Source organism: Escherichia sp. MOD1-EC5950, assembly GCF_002965345.1.
GTDB classification, from domain to species: Bacteria; Pseudomonadota; Gammaproteobacteria; order Enterobacterales; family Enterobacteriaceae; genus Escherichia; species Escherichia marmotae.
This window is the reverse complement of record NZ_PTSR01000015.1, coordinates 1-14,176: the sequence shown is the minus strand read 5'-3', so window position 1 is coordinate 14,176 and position 14,176 is coordinate 1. Positions and strand designations below refer to the sequence as shown.

Annotated in this window: 14 protein-coding genes and 3 pseudogenes; 11 read left to right on the top strand and 6 right to left on the bottom strand. The window is 44.4% G+C overall.

Features of this window, described 5'->3' with window-relative positions:
* Positions 1 to 381: 381 nt before the first annotated feature.
* The 8 genes and pseudogenes from BEA93_RS25060 to BEA93_RS15015 form a co-directional block, all read left to right on the top strand.
* Positions 382 to 636, top strand: a complete 255-nt coding sequence (locus tag BEA93_RS25060) for an ash family protein (protein ID WP_236942060.1) — start codon at positions 382 to 384, stop codon at positions 634 to 636.
* Entirely contained in the window at positions 564 to 761 is a 198-nt protein-coding gene (locus tag BEA93_RS25055) for a host cell division inhibitor Icd-like protein (protein WP_001372505.1), read from the top strand. Before BEA93_RS25060 ends, BEA93_RS25055 begins: the two co-directional genes overlap by 73 nt.
* The gene (locus BEA93_RS15045) at positions 754 to 1,158 is read left to right on the top strand and encodes a hypothetical protein (RefSeq protein WP_001067132.1); all 405 of its coding nucleotides are present in this window, start codon (positions 754 to 756) and stop codon (positions 1,156 to 1,158) included. The genes BEA93_RS25055 and BEA93_RS15045 overlap by 8 nt, the downstream gene beginning before the upstream one ends.
* Positions 1,112 to 1,474 (top strand): phage protein Gp27 family protein, encoded by a 363-nt coding sequence (locus tag BEA93_RS15040; RefSeq protein WP_105224705.1) that lies wholly within the window; start codon positions 1,112 to 1,114, stop codon positions 1,472 to 1,474. The genes BEA93_RS15045 and BEA93_RS15040 overlap by 47 nt, the downstream gene beginning before the upstream one ends.
* A gap of 320 nt (positions 1,475 to 1,794) precedes the next feature.
* Complete coding sequence (locus BEA93_RS15030) at positions 1,795 to 2,523, top strand: Mor transcription activator family protein (protein ID WP_105224704.1); 729 nt, start codon at positions 1,795 to 1,797, stop codon at positions 2,521 to 2,523.
* A gap of 228 nt (positions 2,524 to 2,751) precedes the next feature.
* Entirely contained in the window at positions 2,752 to 3,576 is an 825-nt protein-coding gene (locus tag BEA93_RS15025; protein WP_105224703.1) for a phage protease, read from the top strand.
* The gene (locus BEA93_RS15020; RefSeq protein ID WP_105224702.1) at positions 3,563 to 4,459 is read left to right on the top strand and encodes a Mu-like prophage major head subunit gpT family protein; all 897 of its coding nucleotides are present in this window, start codon (positions 3,563 to 3,565) and stop codon (positions 4,457 to 4,459) included. The genes BEA93_RS15025 and BEA93_RS15020 overlap by 14 nt, the downstream gene beginning before the upstream one ends.
* Positions 4,460 to 4,502: 43 nt before the next feature.
* Positions 4,503 to 5,114 (top strand): annotated as a pseudogene (locus BEA93_RS15015) (phage tail tape measure protein); the annotation flags it as partial.
* A 212-nt stretch (positions 5,115 to 5,326) separates the two neighbouring features.
* Here the strand turns inward: BEA93_RS15015 and BEA93_RS15005 are convergent.
* Entirely contained in the window at positions 5,327 to 6,193 is an 867-nt protein-coding gene (locus BEA93_RS15005; protein ID WP_236942059.1) for a DUF932 domain-containing protein, read from the bottom strand.
* A 93-nt stretch (positions 6,194 to 6,286) separates the two neighbouring features.
* On the opposite strand from BEA93_RS15005, the pseudogene BEA93_RS25730 reads away from it, so the two are divergent.
* Positions 6,287 to 6,367, top strand: a pseudogene (locus BEA93_RS25730) (hypothetical protein); the annotation flags it as partial.
* 161 nt (positions 6,368 to 6,528) lie between these two features.
* On the opposite strand, the gene BEA93_RS14995 reads toward BEA93_RS25730, so the two are convergent.
* From BEA93_RS14995 to BEA93_RS14975, 4 genes are all read right to left on the bottom strand, one after another.
* The gene (locus BEA93_RS14995; protein ID WP_105224701.1) at positions 6,529 to 7,065 is read right to left on the bottom strand and encodes a DUF4234 domain-containing protein; all 537 of its coding nucleotides are present in this window, start codon (positions 7,063 to 7,065) and stop codon (positions 6,529 to 6,531) included.
* A gap of 62 nt (positions 7,066 to 7,127) precedes the next feature.
* Positions 7,128 to 8,429, bottom strand: a complete 1,302-nt coding sequence (locus BEA93_RS14990; RefSeq protein ID WP_157942460.1) for a hypothetical protein — start codon at positions 8,427 to 8,429, stop codon at positions 7,128 to 7,130.
* Positions 8,430 to 8,471: 42 nt separating this feature from the next.
* A complete protein-coding gene (locus BEA93_RS14980; protein ID WP_105224699.1) occupies positions 8,472 to 9,152 on the bottom strand; it encodes a helix-turn-helix transcriptional regulator in 681 nt (226 codons plus the stop codon).
* Positions 9,153 to 9,354: 202 nt separating this feature from the next.
* Positions 9,355 to 10,239, bottom strand: a complete 885-nt coding sequence (locus tag BEA93_RS14975) for a GTPase family protein (RefSeq protein ID WP_105224698.1) — start codon at positions 10,237 to 10,239, stop codon at positions 9,355 to 9,357.
* Positions 10,240 to 10,344: 105 nt separating this feature from the next.
* Between BEA93_RS14975 and BEA93_RS14970 the strand changes: the two genes are divergently transcribed.
* Positions 10,345 to 11,289 (top strand): hypothetical protein, encoded by a 945-nt coding sequence (locus tag BEA93_RS14970; RefSeq protein WP_105224697.1) that lies wholly within the window; start codon positions 10,345 to 10,347, stop codon positions 11,287 to 11,289.
* On the opposite strand, the gene BEA93_RS14965 is transcribed toward BEA93_RS14970, so the two are convergent.
* Complete coding sequence (locus BEA93_RS14965; protein ID WP_105224696.1) at positions 11,286 to 12,095, bottom strand: hypothetical protein; 810 nt, start codon at positions 12,093 to 12,095, stop codon at positions 11,286 to 11,288. The genes BEA93_RS14970 and BEA93_RS14965 overlap by 4 nt on opposite strands.
* A gap of 1,676 nt (positions 12,096 to 13,771) precedes the next feature.
* Here BEA93_RS14965 and BEA93_RS14955 point away from each other — a divergent pair.
* Positions 13,772 to 14,098 (top strand): annotated as a pseudogene (locus BEA93_RS14955) (inovirus Gp2 family protein); the annotation flags it as partial.
* Positions 14,099 to 14,176 lie beyond the last annotated feature (78 nt).

The following is a 14,176-nucleotide window of genomic DNA, read 5'->3' as shown; positions in this document are numbered from 1 at the left end:
TCACTAAAGAGGCGAAAAGATGGTTGATTATATAAAGTCTTAAAATATGTTCAAAACCGCTTCAATACTGCATTTGAAGCTGGTTTAAGGTGGGGTATAGGTGTCTGATAACAGAATTTACTATAAACGTTGTTGATACATCATGAATTTAAATGTTTTTATTTAAAATCATTATGTTAGTGAATATTGTATGATGCATAGATGTAAAGTAGCGCATTGCATATCTATGCAATATGTGTCGGACGTGCATAAACACTTGCCAACCAATTTTATTGTTGATAACTTATAAAAGCACTCGATAAAGTCGAGTGTCGGGCGTAGGAACCCGTGTAAGCACATGGCGACACAAGACGCGCCAAGCGTCTTTTTTATTGTCGTAATATCAGCGCATCTGCATTCAGTGGCTTATGGTTCACCGTATCTATGGTGGCGCTGGTGGGGCAGCCGAAAGGCTGGCCGGTTTCCTTGTGCGCCGGTATTCCTACCCCCGCCAGCGTCACCGCCCCTTATGAGTGTAGGAACTCAGGCGGTGACTCCTTAAATTTGCACGAGGAGGCTGCCAAATGGCTACGACCCCAACCACTTTACGCTCTGAATTTACCTTTCATTTTCTGGCTGTTCGCCGTTCCGATCTGAACGACCGCCCACACCGCGAATCTATTAACGCACCTGATGAAGCAACTGCCCGTCGTATGCTGGCACGTGATTTTGTGTTGGTGTTTGCTGCCTGCATCCCTTCTAAAGGGGGTAAACATGAATAATGTTGTCAAGTTTCCGGTGCGGAATAATAAAAAAGTTGCGAAATCGAGAGAAGATATTGCTGTAAATCTGTTTAAAGATATTGTTGCTGCTTTATCAAAACAGGCGCGTGACTATATTAATGATGGCGTTACCGGGATCAATGGATGCCTAGATGGTAATGGCGGATATGAAACCTTTCTATCCTCTTTGTTGCTTTATATTCGTGGCATTGACTCAAAAATTGGCCTGTTTAGTATGTCTCTTGATTCAATACATCCAATACTACATGATGCATGCAATGACTTAACGAAAGTTATTTCCCTGACGGAGCGTTTTATTGAAAGTAGAGGCGTAATCGCAGAGGCGGCAAATGGAAAACTTACAGAAGAACAAACGCGGCAGACTTTCAAAAATTGAGTTGCTGCCTGAAAAGATAAAAAGGAAACTTGATAAAATGCTTATCTCGCGTAAGTATTCTCAGGCTGAAATTTTAAATATCATAAATCAGGATATAGTAATAGCAGGGTGTTCAGAACTGGTCATATCCAAAACCGGATTGAACAGATATGCGATTAGTTTAATCGATGCTGTTTCGGTAGCCAGAAAACATGGAGAAGTGTCTCGCCGTTATAAGCATGCCGAACTACACAGGAGACTTGATAAACTTGAATCAAAGATAGACAGATTAGGGACCAGACTTGAACAAGTGTTAGAGCTTCTCGAAAAAAATTAACTATCCCAAAGCCGCCCAGTGCGGCTTTTTTATTGTCTGCCACTTGCTGCATATATCCGTGCATACTTCATGGAAAACGGTAAATCTATCTTCCCCAAAAATCCCGTGTAATCTCACAGCATCCAGAGCAAACGGAGATGGTTCTTTTTTGAAAAAATTATGTTTTATCACAATCGGGGATAAACTTATTTTTGATTCCCATATCCGCAATAATCGTTATCGTAACATTGCGGATAACGTTAAGTTTGCTGCAAGCATTGGCTACCGCGCATCGCGCTCAAATGTACACAGGTATATGCAAAAGCTTAAGCGAGAAGATAATGGCTAAACAAACCTTTAAAAATCTCATGTTAACGCCGCCACACAATGATATTACAGCGATAAATAGATTCATTGTTTCTTCATGCTTTGCTCGTGATATTTGTGATGTTATGTCTTATATCGGTAAAATGGGATATGCATGTAATTATAATGAAGTCAGTGAGCATGTGAAATTGATTGAAAAACAGTTCTACGCAGTAAAACATGAACAGAGAGGCGAGTGTGAAATTGATGTTTTTTGTAATGTCGCAGGCACCGCTCTCTTTAATGAATTTATGTCTGTTTGCGGGAAACAGACGTTCTATCTTGATGCAATGAAGTTTGAACCGGATTTTTTTAGTAGTGGCCCGGTTAAGCATATCCGAAAAACTGCTATTATCGCTTTATTGAGAAAAGAAACAAAGATTCTTCCAGAAAGTGTAACCATGATTATGGGAGCTATTGAGGCGGCATTAAAAAAAACTGGAGTAGACCCACAAGAAGAAGTAAATGGCACGACAAAAACATTTATTGCAACAAAAGCATTTCTGGAAGTTGTAGGCGGAATCCAGTTTTATTTACCTAAGGCCGACTCACTGAGTAGAATAATAAAAAAAGCAGATATGTATGCAGATAGTTATGTTATGTCTCCTGCTGAATTGGCTATTAAGTATGGGGAGTCTGGTAAATCGATATACACAACAATAAAACATGTAAGGGCGCTCATTGGCGATTATGACTTAAATTAACGTTAATGATAAGTAATGAACATTTGCTAATGATGCTGACAGCAAAACACTTAATGCATGAATATAGAATCAGGGGTATTTCGCACCTAACAAATGGGAATTGCCTCAAACGCATTACGGCTGTGTTTTGGCTCATGATGGGCAAACACCTTACCTTCATATCTTTGAAGGCGCTACGGCGTTTTTGAAGGGGTTTTGAAGGGGGTTAACTCAATAACAGAGGAACTAATGAACGTAATTGCTTTATGTACTGATTTGTCGGGTGATAAGACTCCTCCTGAATGGGTTGAGTTGCTACCAGCTGGGCCAGAAATTAAAGGGCGTGACGGAAGACACTGGACGCTCAAAGATCCACAGAGCATTAAACAGGCGTTTTCTGGTCGGGGAATGTCACTGGTTGTTGATTATGAACACTCTACAGAAGTTGTTGCTCCAAAAGGTGGCGAGGCTCCTGCCGCCGGATGGATTAATGACGTTGCTGTTCGTAATGATGGTTCTGTATGGGGAAAAGTTGAATGGACCCCACGAGCAATAGATTTCATCACATCCCGTGAATACAGATACCTTTCACCGGCTTTCCGTCATTCTCAGGATGGTGAAATACTGGAACTCGTTAGCGTGGCGTTAACGAATAAACCAAATCTAAAACTAACGGCACTAAATACTCAGCAAACGATTAGCAAAATCGCACTGGCACTTAACATGGAGGAGATTAATTCACTTGAAGAAGTTCTGACAGCGTTAAATAAAAGACAGGCTGAACAACATATTCAGATTGTAAATGAATATATCGAAAAAGCCGTTTTCTGTCCGGCTCAACGGAATATTCTTCTGTCCATGTGTTCAAGTGTTGGAGAAAATGCATTCAGGGAGTTTGCTGATATACAGGAAAAATCGACGAGTAATTTTTTACACTTTGCCAGGTCTGTAAGCGTAAAAGGTAAAGAACCCCCAAGAACACTTACTGAATCACAACTGGCTGTTTGCCGCATTACAGGTGTAAGCGAAGAAGACTATTTGATGGCTTTAGGAAAAGAAAATGAAAGATATTAATTGTGTAATTGCTGATGCTACTATCGCTTTTAATGCCAAGTTTGAATCAGGAAAAAAAGCCTACAATCCTGTACATCCAACGATTGCTTCAGAAGTAACGTCTTCATCGGCAGTTAGTGCTTATGGCTTCCTCGAAGATTTCCCGGAAATCAAAGAGTGGTTAAACGACCGACAGTTAAAATCACTGTCAACCCGTGATTATTTTCTGAAAAATAAAACGTTTGAAAGCAGCATTCAAATTAAACGTGAGGATTTTGAAGATAATGATTATGGTAAGTATTCAATGGTTTTTGAACAGTACGGGCGCAAAGCAGCTGCATTCCCTGATAAGTTACTGTTTGAAGCTATGAAGAAAGGGCACTTATCAGAAGGAATTGATGGGCATAACTTCTTTGCTACTGACCATCCTAATGGTGAAGGCGTTTATTCAAACCTCTATGGAAGCAATCCAGCAAAAAACGCAGGTGCAACGCCGTTATGGTACTTATTTGATGGTAGTCAGGGATTGAAACCTTTTATTTATCAGGTTCGTCGTCCAATGGCTGTAACTTCTGTTACTGATTCCGGCGCTACTGATGTGTTTCTGAATAATCGTTTTCTGTTTGGTGTTGATGGGCGTCTTAACGTTGGATATGCAATGTGGCAATGCGCAGCGGCATCATGGGATACACTGAATGAAACCACATTTAATGAAGTGTACGACGGGATGTTATCCGTTAAGGGAAGTAGCGGTGAACCATTGGGAATCGTGCCTACTGTTATTGTAGTTCCCGTATCGTTAAGAGCCGCAGCGGAAAAACTGCTGTTACGTCAGTATCTGGATAACGGAGAAGACAATCCAAATTATAAACGCGTGGAAATTATTGTTTCACCATTTATTTGATAATTCGGAGGGGATTTCCCCTCCTGTTTTTATGGGGAATATAATGAGTAATAAGTTAAGCACAGAAATACTGATAAATCTTACGGGAAATCTGACCGCTAAAGCACGATAGTACGGCGCAAATATGTCGCAGTTCGCCCGTAACCATCAGAAGGCAATGCGACTGGTCAAGGCCACAACTGAATCCGCCACGCGTGGTCTTGATATGCTGGGTAATCGCTACACAGCGATGATTGCAGGTTTTGCAGGTAGCGCCATGATGCGTGAGTTTGCGCAGGTGGATCGCCGGATGACCCGTATTGGTATTGCCGCAGAAAAGACGCGCGACGAAATGGCGCAGATGCTGAATGGTATTCAGGACACCGCCATCAAATTTAAGGTTGATGACAGTGAACTGATAAGCGCAGTGGAAAAAGTCGGCACGGTGACAGGCGAGATTGAGTTTGGCATCAAAAACAAGGATGTGATGGCGGCCTCCATCGCAGCGTCAGGAAGTGAAGGTGAGTTCATCGGCTCGCTGTTTTCCCTGTTTACGAAGTTCGGCATTAAGAATGAAGACGACTCACTGAAAGCAATGGACACCCTGAACCTGCTGGGGAAGGAAGGTGCCTATGAACTGAAAGACTTTGCAGAAAAATCCACCCGCGGGATGTCCTGCAATCCACACAGAACGCGCCATTCGTACCACAGCAATTGCAGGGAGAAATCCGTGTGGTGGTGGAAGGTGATGCACGCGTGAAAAGCGTCAGAGTGGATCAACCCGGCGTCAGACTTAGTGCTCAGGCAGGGGGTACCAGTGTAGAACAAAGTTAAATATATGCTGTATATCACAAAATAGCAGCATATTAATTCAATGTGTCCGATTTTTTATTCGGTGGTGTTGGTGGTGTTTTGTTTTTTTTTTTCGCGCTTTTTGTGAGATGCTTTCGCGTTTTTTGTGAAACGCCTCACCCACAATGCGCGGTTGAGCTTAATATCGGTGTCGATGCTGTGAATGGCACGGGTGTGGATACGTTTTCCTCTGGCACTGCGACCGGAAATCCCGCCTTTCAGCATATTCTCCTGGATGGTCTGATAAGCACTCCACAGGTCCTTACCGTAATCCTCCCGGCGTCGTGGCGTCAGAATGTCAGCGGTGGTGACGGGCTGATGTTCGTCACCATAACGGTAAGTCAGTGCCGCCTGTGCCAGCGCCTGGCGTGCCGGTGGCGGCAGGACCAGCGACTGCATGGCATCACGCTTCTCCTCTATCCGGTCAAACACGCCCACCACCTCGTAAGCCCCTTTGATAACTTTCTCCACTACATTTCCCCGGTGTGGAACACGCACTTCCCCCAGAGACTGGCCACAGACGCATCCGTTCTGGCAGACGAACCTGAAGTAACCCGGCAACATCTGGTAGCTGGAGGTACCGTCATGGGAGTTCAGCAGGATGATTTCAGGGACATGTTGCCCGTTTATCTCCCCGTCACGGCGCAGACGCAGCATGTGTTTGGTATACCCACGGCGGCCCGGGTCACGTACGCGGGTCTGGCAGGCAAAGAAGGGCTGAAAACCTTCCTGCTGCAGGCTTTCCAGCACTGTGATTGTGGGGATCCAGGTATAGTTCTCGCTTCTGGATGTGTGCTTATTTTCCCCGAATACGCTGGGGACGACCTGCATCAGTTCTTCGCGAGTTAAGGGGCGGTCACGGCGCATCTGGTTCGCATAACCAAAACGGCTGGCTAATCGCATAATTGGCTCCTTATGAATGATTAAGCGGTATAAATGAAAAAGCCGCGTCTCCCGGAGAAGACGCGGCCTGATGGACGAAATTAATGAGGTTTATTGTCTGAGAAGCCCTTCACTGGCGAGCCTCGCATTAAGCTGTTTTCCGGCACTGGGTTCAGAGTTCCGGCAGCACCAGCGTAGCTGACATTCAGCATTGCGATAAGCTGTTGTGACGGCAACCGCCTGCTCTCGAGAGAAAGGGCCTTCGGATAGTAAACAGGACTATGCTCTGCCGAAGAAATCAGAGAAAAACGCCACCAGTCGGTGGCGCCAGTAATGAAATAAATGCAAAGGATATATTACTGAGGTGAGTTATCCCGGGGGCGGGAGTCTGGTTCACCATAAATTATCCGGTGTTTTGCCAGCGATTCCGGCATGGCATTAATACAATAATTGATGTAGAAAATGTGAAATAAAAATGTCCATACCGGGTTCATTTTTAATTCAAAGCGGAACTGTGTCAGTGCATATTGTTGCAGAGCCGCTCTGGCTCTGAAAGCCCAGATGATGGTGAGGATAATCCAGACCAGCGAGACCAGCGTGGCAATACCGTACATGGTTTCAGCAGCGCGGCTGTAACCATAGACGTCACCGTATTCGTCGATCTGAACCGGAAAAGCCATTTTCAGCATGGCGGATATTCCCAGGCATACTGCCATCCAGATAATCATTGCAGAAGAGGAGAATCGCTGACGGGTTTCATCCATGATGGTGTCCTGATATTTATACAGCCACATCAGTGGATAAACACCATATGTGGCGGCTCCCAGTAATACCAGATGCCATGTGGATGTATTCAGTTTTTCTTTTAACGATGAAATAGTGGAATCATTCATCACGGTTTCCTTATCATTAATTACGTGTGTGGAATTTTCAGAAATAAAATATTGTGTTGTTTTTAGCGGACTGCTTCTCCTCTCACAGTGTAACCTTCAATAAAATCAGCCATATCCTCGTTGTCTTTGTGGCTGTTGTCAGGGAACTGCTCAATGGCGAACAATTCAGAGAAAGTATTTCTGCAGTTCAGGGTGGCAATCCGGGTTCCTTGGTTAAACACGAGAATGCCATCAAATGCCGGTGTTTCTCCGTCGTAGCGCTGCACAACCACATAGTCGTATGAACCTTTATGAAAACGCAGATATTTCAGTTTTCCTTTACCCCGGTTAAGATCGCGCCAGTAATGAAAGGCACTGACGCCAAACATGCCTTCTTTTAATTCCAGCTCCAGCGTGCCGTCTTTTTTGAGAAGGTGGTAGGTGTAGGGAAAACCATCCTGTGCAAGAGCAGACAGAGCCTTACCGTTTGTGAGCGTACAGTCTGCCAGTGCTGTCGCCGGGATCGCAGATTGCGAATCAGGTGCTGCTGGCCTGGCTTTTTCCGGTTCAGGGGGATTTTGCTCCCCGGACCCGGTATCGGTTTTCCCGAGAGAAGTGACGGTGGCATCGTAAGCCGGCGTCTGAATACGTGTATCCGGTGGATTGTTATCGGCGTCATTAAAACGCTTTGTCGTTGATGAATAGCCTGCCTGTTCGTTGGTGTAGCCGCCTGTAGGCATCCGTGATTTCTTACGCCATTCTCCATTCACTTTTTCATACCCGGATTCTGTCATCATCCGTTCCTGCAGACTGGTGATTTCTGTTTCAGGGGAGTGCGGTTGCCTGTCTCCGGAATACAGAAACTCGTCCAGTGTCATCTTTTTGTTCTTCCGGGTATCCGTGTGGCTGAGTGATTTCGGAATAAATGTCTTACAGGTTTCGGTGAAGTTACCTTTACGGAAGGTGGCAGTTTTCCCTTCAATGGTAACGGTTGCTCCCATGAAGTGTGTGAAAGCCGGTATGGCACGGGCTGCCATATCCGGTGCTGCACGGGGGGTATCCCCCAGCGTCACCATTCTGCGAAATCCCGTGGCGCTGTTACATACCATGAGAGATTTCCAGGTCTGGTCGTTGATTCTGGTAGTGATAAAGCGGGTTCCCAGAAAATCGAGATTATCCGGACATCCCTTGTCCATGCTCATAAAAACCATACCTTCATCAGAAATGAGGGCAGTTTCATTTCCTTCACTACTGATGGCCTGGCATGCGCCGTTTCTGATTTCCCAGTTGTCGGTAAAATAGTCGCAACCGGTAAGAACGGATATTGCCGAAGCTATCATCAGGGAATGACGTAATACCCGCATGTTCAGTTTTTTGTTCAGCATATTGTCTCCATACCTGTCGGAACGGCTTTGGCAGGCCGGCGATCACAGGTTAAAGGTGTTGATAAGTTTATGGATGAAAGGGAAATGTGGCAGAGCGGAGATAAAACGCTCTTCAGAGACCAGACTGTGGATGTGGTCTCTCCGTTCAAACCGTTCTGATGTCAGGCTGACCGATTTGATGTCTGCCAGGGGAAAGACCCGCAGTTTTCCCTTCTGTAACGCGATCAGATACCAGCTTCCGCTGTAATAAATGAGCCGGCAGGGTTCCAGTGACGGATGCCATTGCTCAGTCACCAGCGAGATGTGGATGCACTGTCTTATTGCCAGGATGAGTTGCGAGAAACACTCGGGGAGTGTTGCAGTGATATCCGGCGCCGGTAGCCAGATAAGGCAGGGAGAGGGCTCCTGGTTGTCGGTAAGACAGGTTATCAGCCGTCCGTTCCGGAGCGGAAGTATCCGTGCGATCCCCGTATTCTGTATAAATGAAAGCATTTCAGGGATTGCGCCCGGGTTGCTCTGCCGTCTGAGACTGTACCGGCCATTTCTGTACTCTAAGTCCAGGTGAACCAGACGCTGATGAAAATCGCGCTGTAAGGTACGTTCTGTAACACCAAATTCATCTGACAGTGTTTTTAGTGACAGAGATTCTCCGGCCATCAGTCGGCTGATAATGAGTGATAAGCGAACCGCCAGGCGATCATGCCGGGAACGATTATCAGACATAGATGTGCACTCCGTAAGAAAACATCTTTTATTTCATAATGTTATTATGCATCATGATGTTGAAAGGATGTGTCGCATCCGAATAATCAGGAATAAAATGCAGCAGAAAAAATATTCCTTTAATTATCTGATTTTTAAGCAGGGTTTCATAAAAAGAAGAATGCTTGTTAATCCAGCGACACATCCTGTCGGCGTGAGTGTGTCAGAACAGACGATCCCACAGTGTGATCAGCAGGTGGATAATGCGGTCCCGGGCCTTACGCAGAAGATGTAACATCCAGGCCGGAAAGCTGAATCGGGCAACGGCAGCGTCAAAGCTTTTCCCTATGGCGTCACCAAAAGTTTGTTGTGCGTGTTTCTGGGCCTGTTCAGAGCGGTTTTCCCCCCGGATATGTGAATAAACCGCGCTGGTTGCCTGTGGTGGCAATGCGTGGATCATCAGCGACACAAACGCCGGAAGATTCCAGCCGACAGGGGCGGCAACGGAGAGTACCGGAAATGATGAAGGGAACAGGGTTGCCACCCGGGCTGTGACTGTTGCCAGTGAGAGTTCCTGCTGACGGGACGGGCATTTTTCTGTGTCGTTCCATTCTTCAGCAGGAAATACGCGATCGGCATGGCTGAGAACAAACAGAAAACGCGAGGGATCTGCGCCTTCATTCAGTAAAAACTGATGCATGGCAATATCGGCAGCATACGCACGTTCATCAGCCCGCAGGATCCAGATAATCAGATCCAGTTCCGGTAGCAACTGATGATAAAGTGCCCGGTATTCCTGATCATGCTGCGGTGTCTCACCAATGCCGGGCAGATCGACCAGCGTCATTCTGCGTTCACCGATCTGCAGGGTGAGGTGATGAGCCTGGCGGGTGCAGCCGTTCAGGGGATGCGTGGCGCAGATACGGGACTGAAAAATGGCATTACACAGGCTGCTTTTGCCGGTGCCGGATTTACCCATAATGCCAATCACGGGCTCGTAATGAATAACACCGTGGAGATGTTCAAGGATTTTCTGGCGAATTTCTTCAGGAAGAAACGTCAGATATGATTTTACTTGTGTGGAGAGGGAAGAATGGCTGAATGACATACCGGTATCCTGTTGATTTCACTGAACCGGATCACACTAATCCGGCTTATCATTCAGGTAATATGGGCGTGAAAAAATCTGGAGTGACAAAGTGTGGGAGGGGTGATGGCATCACCGTCGATTAATACGCTACGCAGAATGAGTATTTGTAAAAGTCCGGCCTGGAAAGATACTCAGCGAATACTGAAGCGCAGCGGACTCGTGTACAGAGGAGAACGGTCAGAATCGTTTGATCCGGAGAAACATTTTAATCGTTATACGGTGCGTTATCTGTATCTGCTTAACATGATTGCACTTGAGTTAAGGGAAGACACACGGATTAAGGTTGAGGTGGGCCACTGGTATCGTATGACGGGTAAACATTTATCTCTCAATATCCCGCCTTTTATGCTGATCCCACGTAATATCCGGAGAAAAGTGGATGGATTCAGACAATCAGAAGGTAAAACAATAAAAAAACCGATTCAACCGTTCACGGGCAGTTTGTATGAGGTTTTGAGCAGGGATATTGATTCGGCTAAGCTGGACGCATGGATTGCTGGACTATCTCTGAGTGCGCTGGAGGGAGCGAAGGAAATCTCAATCATGGGATTTAGTCCATGGGCTGTAGCCAAATCTGTTCGTCAGTCTGCATCCCCGACGTTTGAACTGTTTTATCAGGAGTATCAGTCTCTGGTATTAAAATCTGTTTTTAAACTGGAACCGGGATTTGAACAACTTTTAACAAGACTAAGCTTTATAAAACAATCAATCCTCAGCAAACAACAATACAGGGTTAAATCGCAGTTACTGGAGAGACTGGGGAATGTGTTGTTTTTCACGTCGCTTTATAACCAGGGATGTTTAGAGGAGTTTGTCAATGCACTTGTGGAAAAGGAGGACATTTATCTGAAAGCGTCCCCCGGGGAAGAAAAGGTGAAAGCACACCAGAAGCTGATTAACTACATTGAAGAGTTCTGCAACAAAATGACGGAAAAGTACCTGATATCCGCAGCCAGGAGACACTACCAAAAGAAGAAAATCGCCAGGAGCAGAAGTGGTGAAAGTTAATCCAGGCTGTGGTTCTGAATCACCAGTCTGTGGTTCTGAATCAGATGTTCCAGGACAGCCTGTTGTGTTGTTTTCAGTTCTCTGGTCAGTCTGTCCAGAGTACGTTTTGCATCTGATGATATTTTAACGTTGATTTGTACCCGCTTATCTTTTTTTCCGTCGGTAAACTGTTTTCGGAATGCATTGTGCATCTTGTCGAAAAATTTTTCTTTTGCGGCAACCCCATAGTGAAGTACTTTTGGCAACTGTGAGTATGGTGTATCTGCGGGGAATAAAATTTTTAGTAAAACTACGATAGCAATGTATCTTTCGTTATCACTTACAGGATAAAACCAGGAAAGATACGTGTGCGGGATGCGTGCATTGATATATTCCCATGCCCATTCGAGTTGTTCTGTATTCTTTTTAAGCCATTTGGCTTCGTTTCTCTTCTCGATCTCCAGCCAGTTTTGATGCATTTTGGCGATAAACCAGTCTGATTGATTATCACGGATTAATGCATTAATCCATTTGCTTATAACATCCAGCCTCATTTCATGATCTGAAGGAATTGTTGTTATGGGTATACTCCCCGCAGGAATCAGCCCCATCATGGCTGTATTGAACCCTAATTCATTACGAACCCCAAGGAGTTTGGGATCTGTGTTAATTATAACTAACCAGAACCAGAATGCTGCAATTTCATTTTTTTTAACCCATTCAGGTATGTGATTATCTGTCAGTTGTTTATCATGCAACAAATACCCAATTGTTTCATTTATCCTGCTATATCCATTCACGTTATAACCATCTTCATATTGTTTCATCTGATTACGCCTCAATCGCATTCTCTTCTGGTGATTTTCACTATCACATGGAAATCGAATATGCAAGGAAGTTAACAAAAAAAACATTGCATCCGGACTTGTGTTCAAAAAGTAATCACTTCAAAGCTTGACACACCCTGTGAGATGCTGAAGAACTATTCACGATCTATTCTTAATCTATTCATAATAAATTAAAACATGCTATCAACTACGTCTCATATCCTTCTTGGGTGTGTCGTTGTACTGTTCGACTGTTCTTGTGGTCAGATTAACAATCTGAAGAGTAAAAGCGACAGTAATCTGTCTGTTATAGTGGCGATAAAAACACTGAATGCGCATCCTGTATGTGAAATCCTGTCATGTGGAGCAGTAAGCAATGACAGACATGCATGTTATATGTGAAGGGGGCCGGGAGACGACATAATCAGTATGGCTGTCATTCTGGTTGTAAAACGCGATCACTTTCCGGGGGGGGGAAAGATGATATGGAAGCTGACAAACGGTTTGCTTCGGATTGTCTTTTCTGGGGCCTGAAATACGGGGGACAGAAAAATAATTCCAGAGTAAATCTGCTCTGTTTTCAGAAAAGAAAACTCCATGCTGGCTGTAAAAGTGAAAAATCAACACCCAGTATGCATGGATGTCTGAAGATGTTGAGAATGTCGGTATGATACTATATACACATATTTTACTAAGTATTTTTACTAAGCATTTCAGTAAGTGTTATACACGTATTTTCTACTAAGTGTTTTACCAGACATACACGTGTTTTCATAAACAGCCCTATAAGTGTTTTCATTAAGCATTGCTGTACACATTGCTTTGTCTGAAACACATCCAGTTTAGTAAATCTTTACGTTAGCTAAAATCAGTTTAAAGCTGCTGTAAAACCTTTCTGTTTAAGCAATCAATCTGCTATTCGATTTTACTGATGTTGCGTTTAACCTTTTCTGAGTTTTTGTGTTTTTAGTCGTTAACCTGAGACAAGTGTCTTTACGTAAAAACGCAAATCCGACTGAGATAACCTGGTGTGATTTACGGTGTGCTTGCGACGATTTTGTTAAATGGTTCTATGGATGATTTTGTGACGATGAGATTGATGAGATGATTAACTGGCCCTGGTGTTTTTTCTCAGTGCAAGGTGATTATCTTCATCATAAGGCTCTTTTCAGAAAAAGCGTGATGATTGGTTCTGGTGTTTTGATTCAGATGAGATTTACGTTATCGATGGTTAATCGTTTTTATGGTGTGTTGAAAAGTAACGTTTTCAGGATAAGAAAATCGATTCTGATATTGGTGAACTTTGTTCTTGTGGCAGGGTTATCTGTAAACAGGTTTTAAGTGCGCTATTCGGCTCTGTGATTGAGTTGTGTGGTTAAGCTGTAGGTTTTGGTGTTGTTGTTGATTTACAGCGCCAGAAAGCGTTCTGATTGCGTTTTTGATGTTTTGTTTGCACGTTCTGTTGATCCGTTTCCCTTCAGGCTTTGTAGTTTTTAAAAACCATTTATGCCGTTGTTGTGTGTTTTATCCTGCGTGTAGGTTTATCTTTTCTTCGTGGGGGATTCATTCTGTTTTAATCAGGAGCCATTGGCGTTGCTCAATGGCGGGATGCCGTAAAGTTTTACCGCAGTGATTAATGATGTGAAGTCAATCCAAATCAACGGAGATCTCTCATCATGAATCAACCAATACACAATGCTTACTGGTTATCCCGTTTTGAAAGTATTCTCAACAGTGCCCTGGCGCAACACCGTGCCGTCTCGTTAATCCGGGTGGATTTACGTTTCCCTGAGTATATGCCTGCCACCATCATGGATACCGATTTAGATTCAGCGGTGATTTCTCGTTTTTTCGAATCCCTGAAAGCAAAAATTCAGGCTTACCAGCGGAAAAAACGACGAGCCAACAAGCGTGTGCGTGCAACCACTCTGCATTATTTCTGGTGTCGGGAGTTTGGCAAGGAAAAAGGCAGGAAACATTATCACGTGATATTACTGCTCAACAGTATCGTTCCGGCGAACTCATATTGACGCATTTTTCAGGCGAGCCACTGGCAGCGCATACGATTGATCACCGTCTGA

What these genes read in the sequence shown, in the direction of transcription:
- BEA93_RS25055 (WP_001372505.1), top strand. Translation starts at nt 564, where the DNA reads ATGGCTACGACCCCAACCACTTTACGCTCTGAATTTACCTTTCATTTT.
- BEA93_RS15045 (WP_001067132.1), top strand. Translation starts at nt 754, where the DNA reads ATGAATAATGTTGTCAAGTTTCCGGTGCGGAATAATAAAAAAGTTGCG.
- BEA93_RS15040 (WP_105224705.1), top strand. Translation starts at nt 1,112, where the DNA reads ATGGAAAACTTACAGAAGAACAAACGCGGCAGACTTTCAAAAATTGAG.
- BEA93_RS15030 (WP_105224704.1), top strand. Translation starts at nt 1,795, where the DNA reads ATGGCTAAACAAACCTTTAAAAATCTCATGTTAACGCCGCCACACAAT.
- BEA93_RS15025 (WP_105224703.1), top strand. Translation starts at nt 2,752, where the DNA reads ATGAACGTAATTGCTTTATGTACTGATTTGTCGGGTGATAAGACTCCT.
- BEA93_RS15020 (WP_105224702.1), top strand. Translation starts at nt 3,563, where the DNA reads ATGAAAGATATTAATTGTGTAATTGCTGATGCTACTATCGCTTTTAAT.
- BEA93_RS15005 (WP_236942059.1), bottom strand. Translation starts at nt 6,193, where the DNA reads ATGCGATTAGCCAGCCGTTTTGGTTATGCGAACCAGATGCGCCGTGAC.
- BEA93_RS14995 (WP_105224701.1), bottom strand. Translation starts at nt 7,065, where the DNA reads ATGAATGATTCCACTATTTCATCGTTAAAAGAAAAACTGAATACATCC.
- BEA93_RS14990 (WP_157942460.1), bottom strand. Translation starts at nt 8,429, where the DNA reads ATGCTGAACAAAAAACTGAACATGCGGGTATTACGTCATTCCCTGATG.
- BEA93_RS14980 (WP_105224699.1), bottom strand. Translation starts at nt 9,152, where the DNA reads ATGTCTGATAATCGTTCCCGGCATGATCGCCTGGCGGTTCGCTTATCA.
- BEA93_RS14975 (WP_105224698.1), bottom strand. Translation starts at nt 10,239, where the DNA reads ATGTCATTCAGCCATTCTTCCCTCTCCACACAAGTAAAATCATATCTG.
- BEA93_RS14970 (WP_105224697.1), top strand. Translation starts at nt 10,345, where the DNA reads ATGGCATCACCGTCGATTAATACGCTACGCAGAATGAGTATTTGTAAA.
- BEA93_RS14965 (WP_105224696.1), bottom strand. Translation starts at nt 12,095, where the DNA reads ATGAAACAATATGAAGATGGTTATAACGTGAATGGATATAGCAGGATA.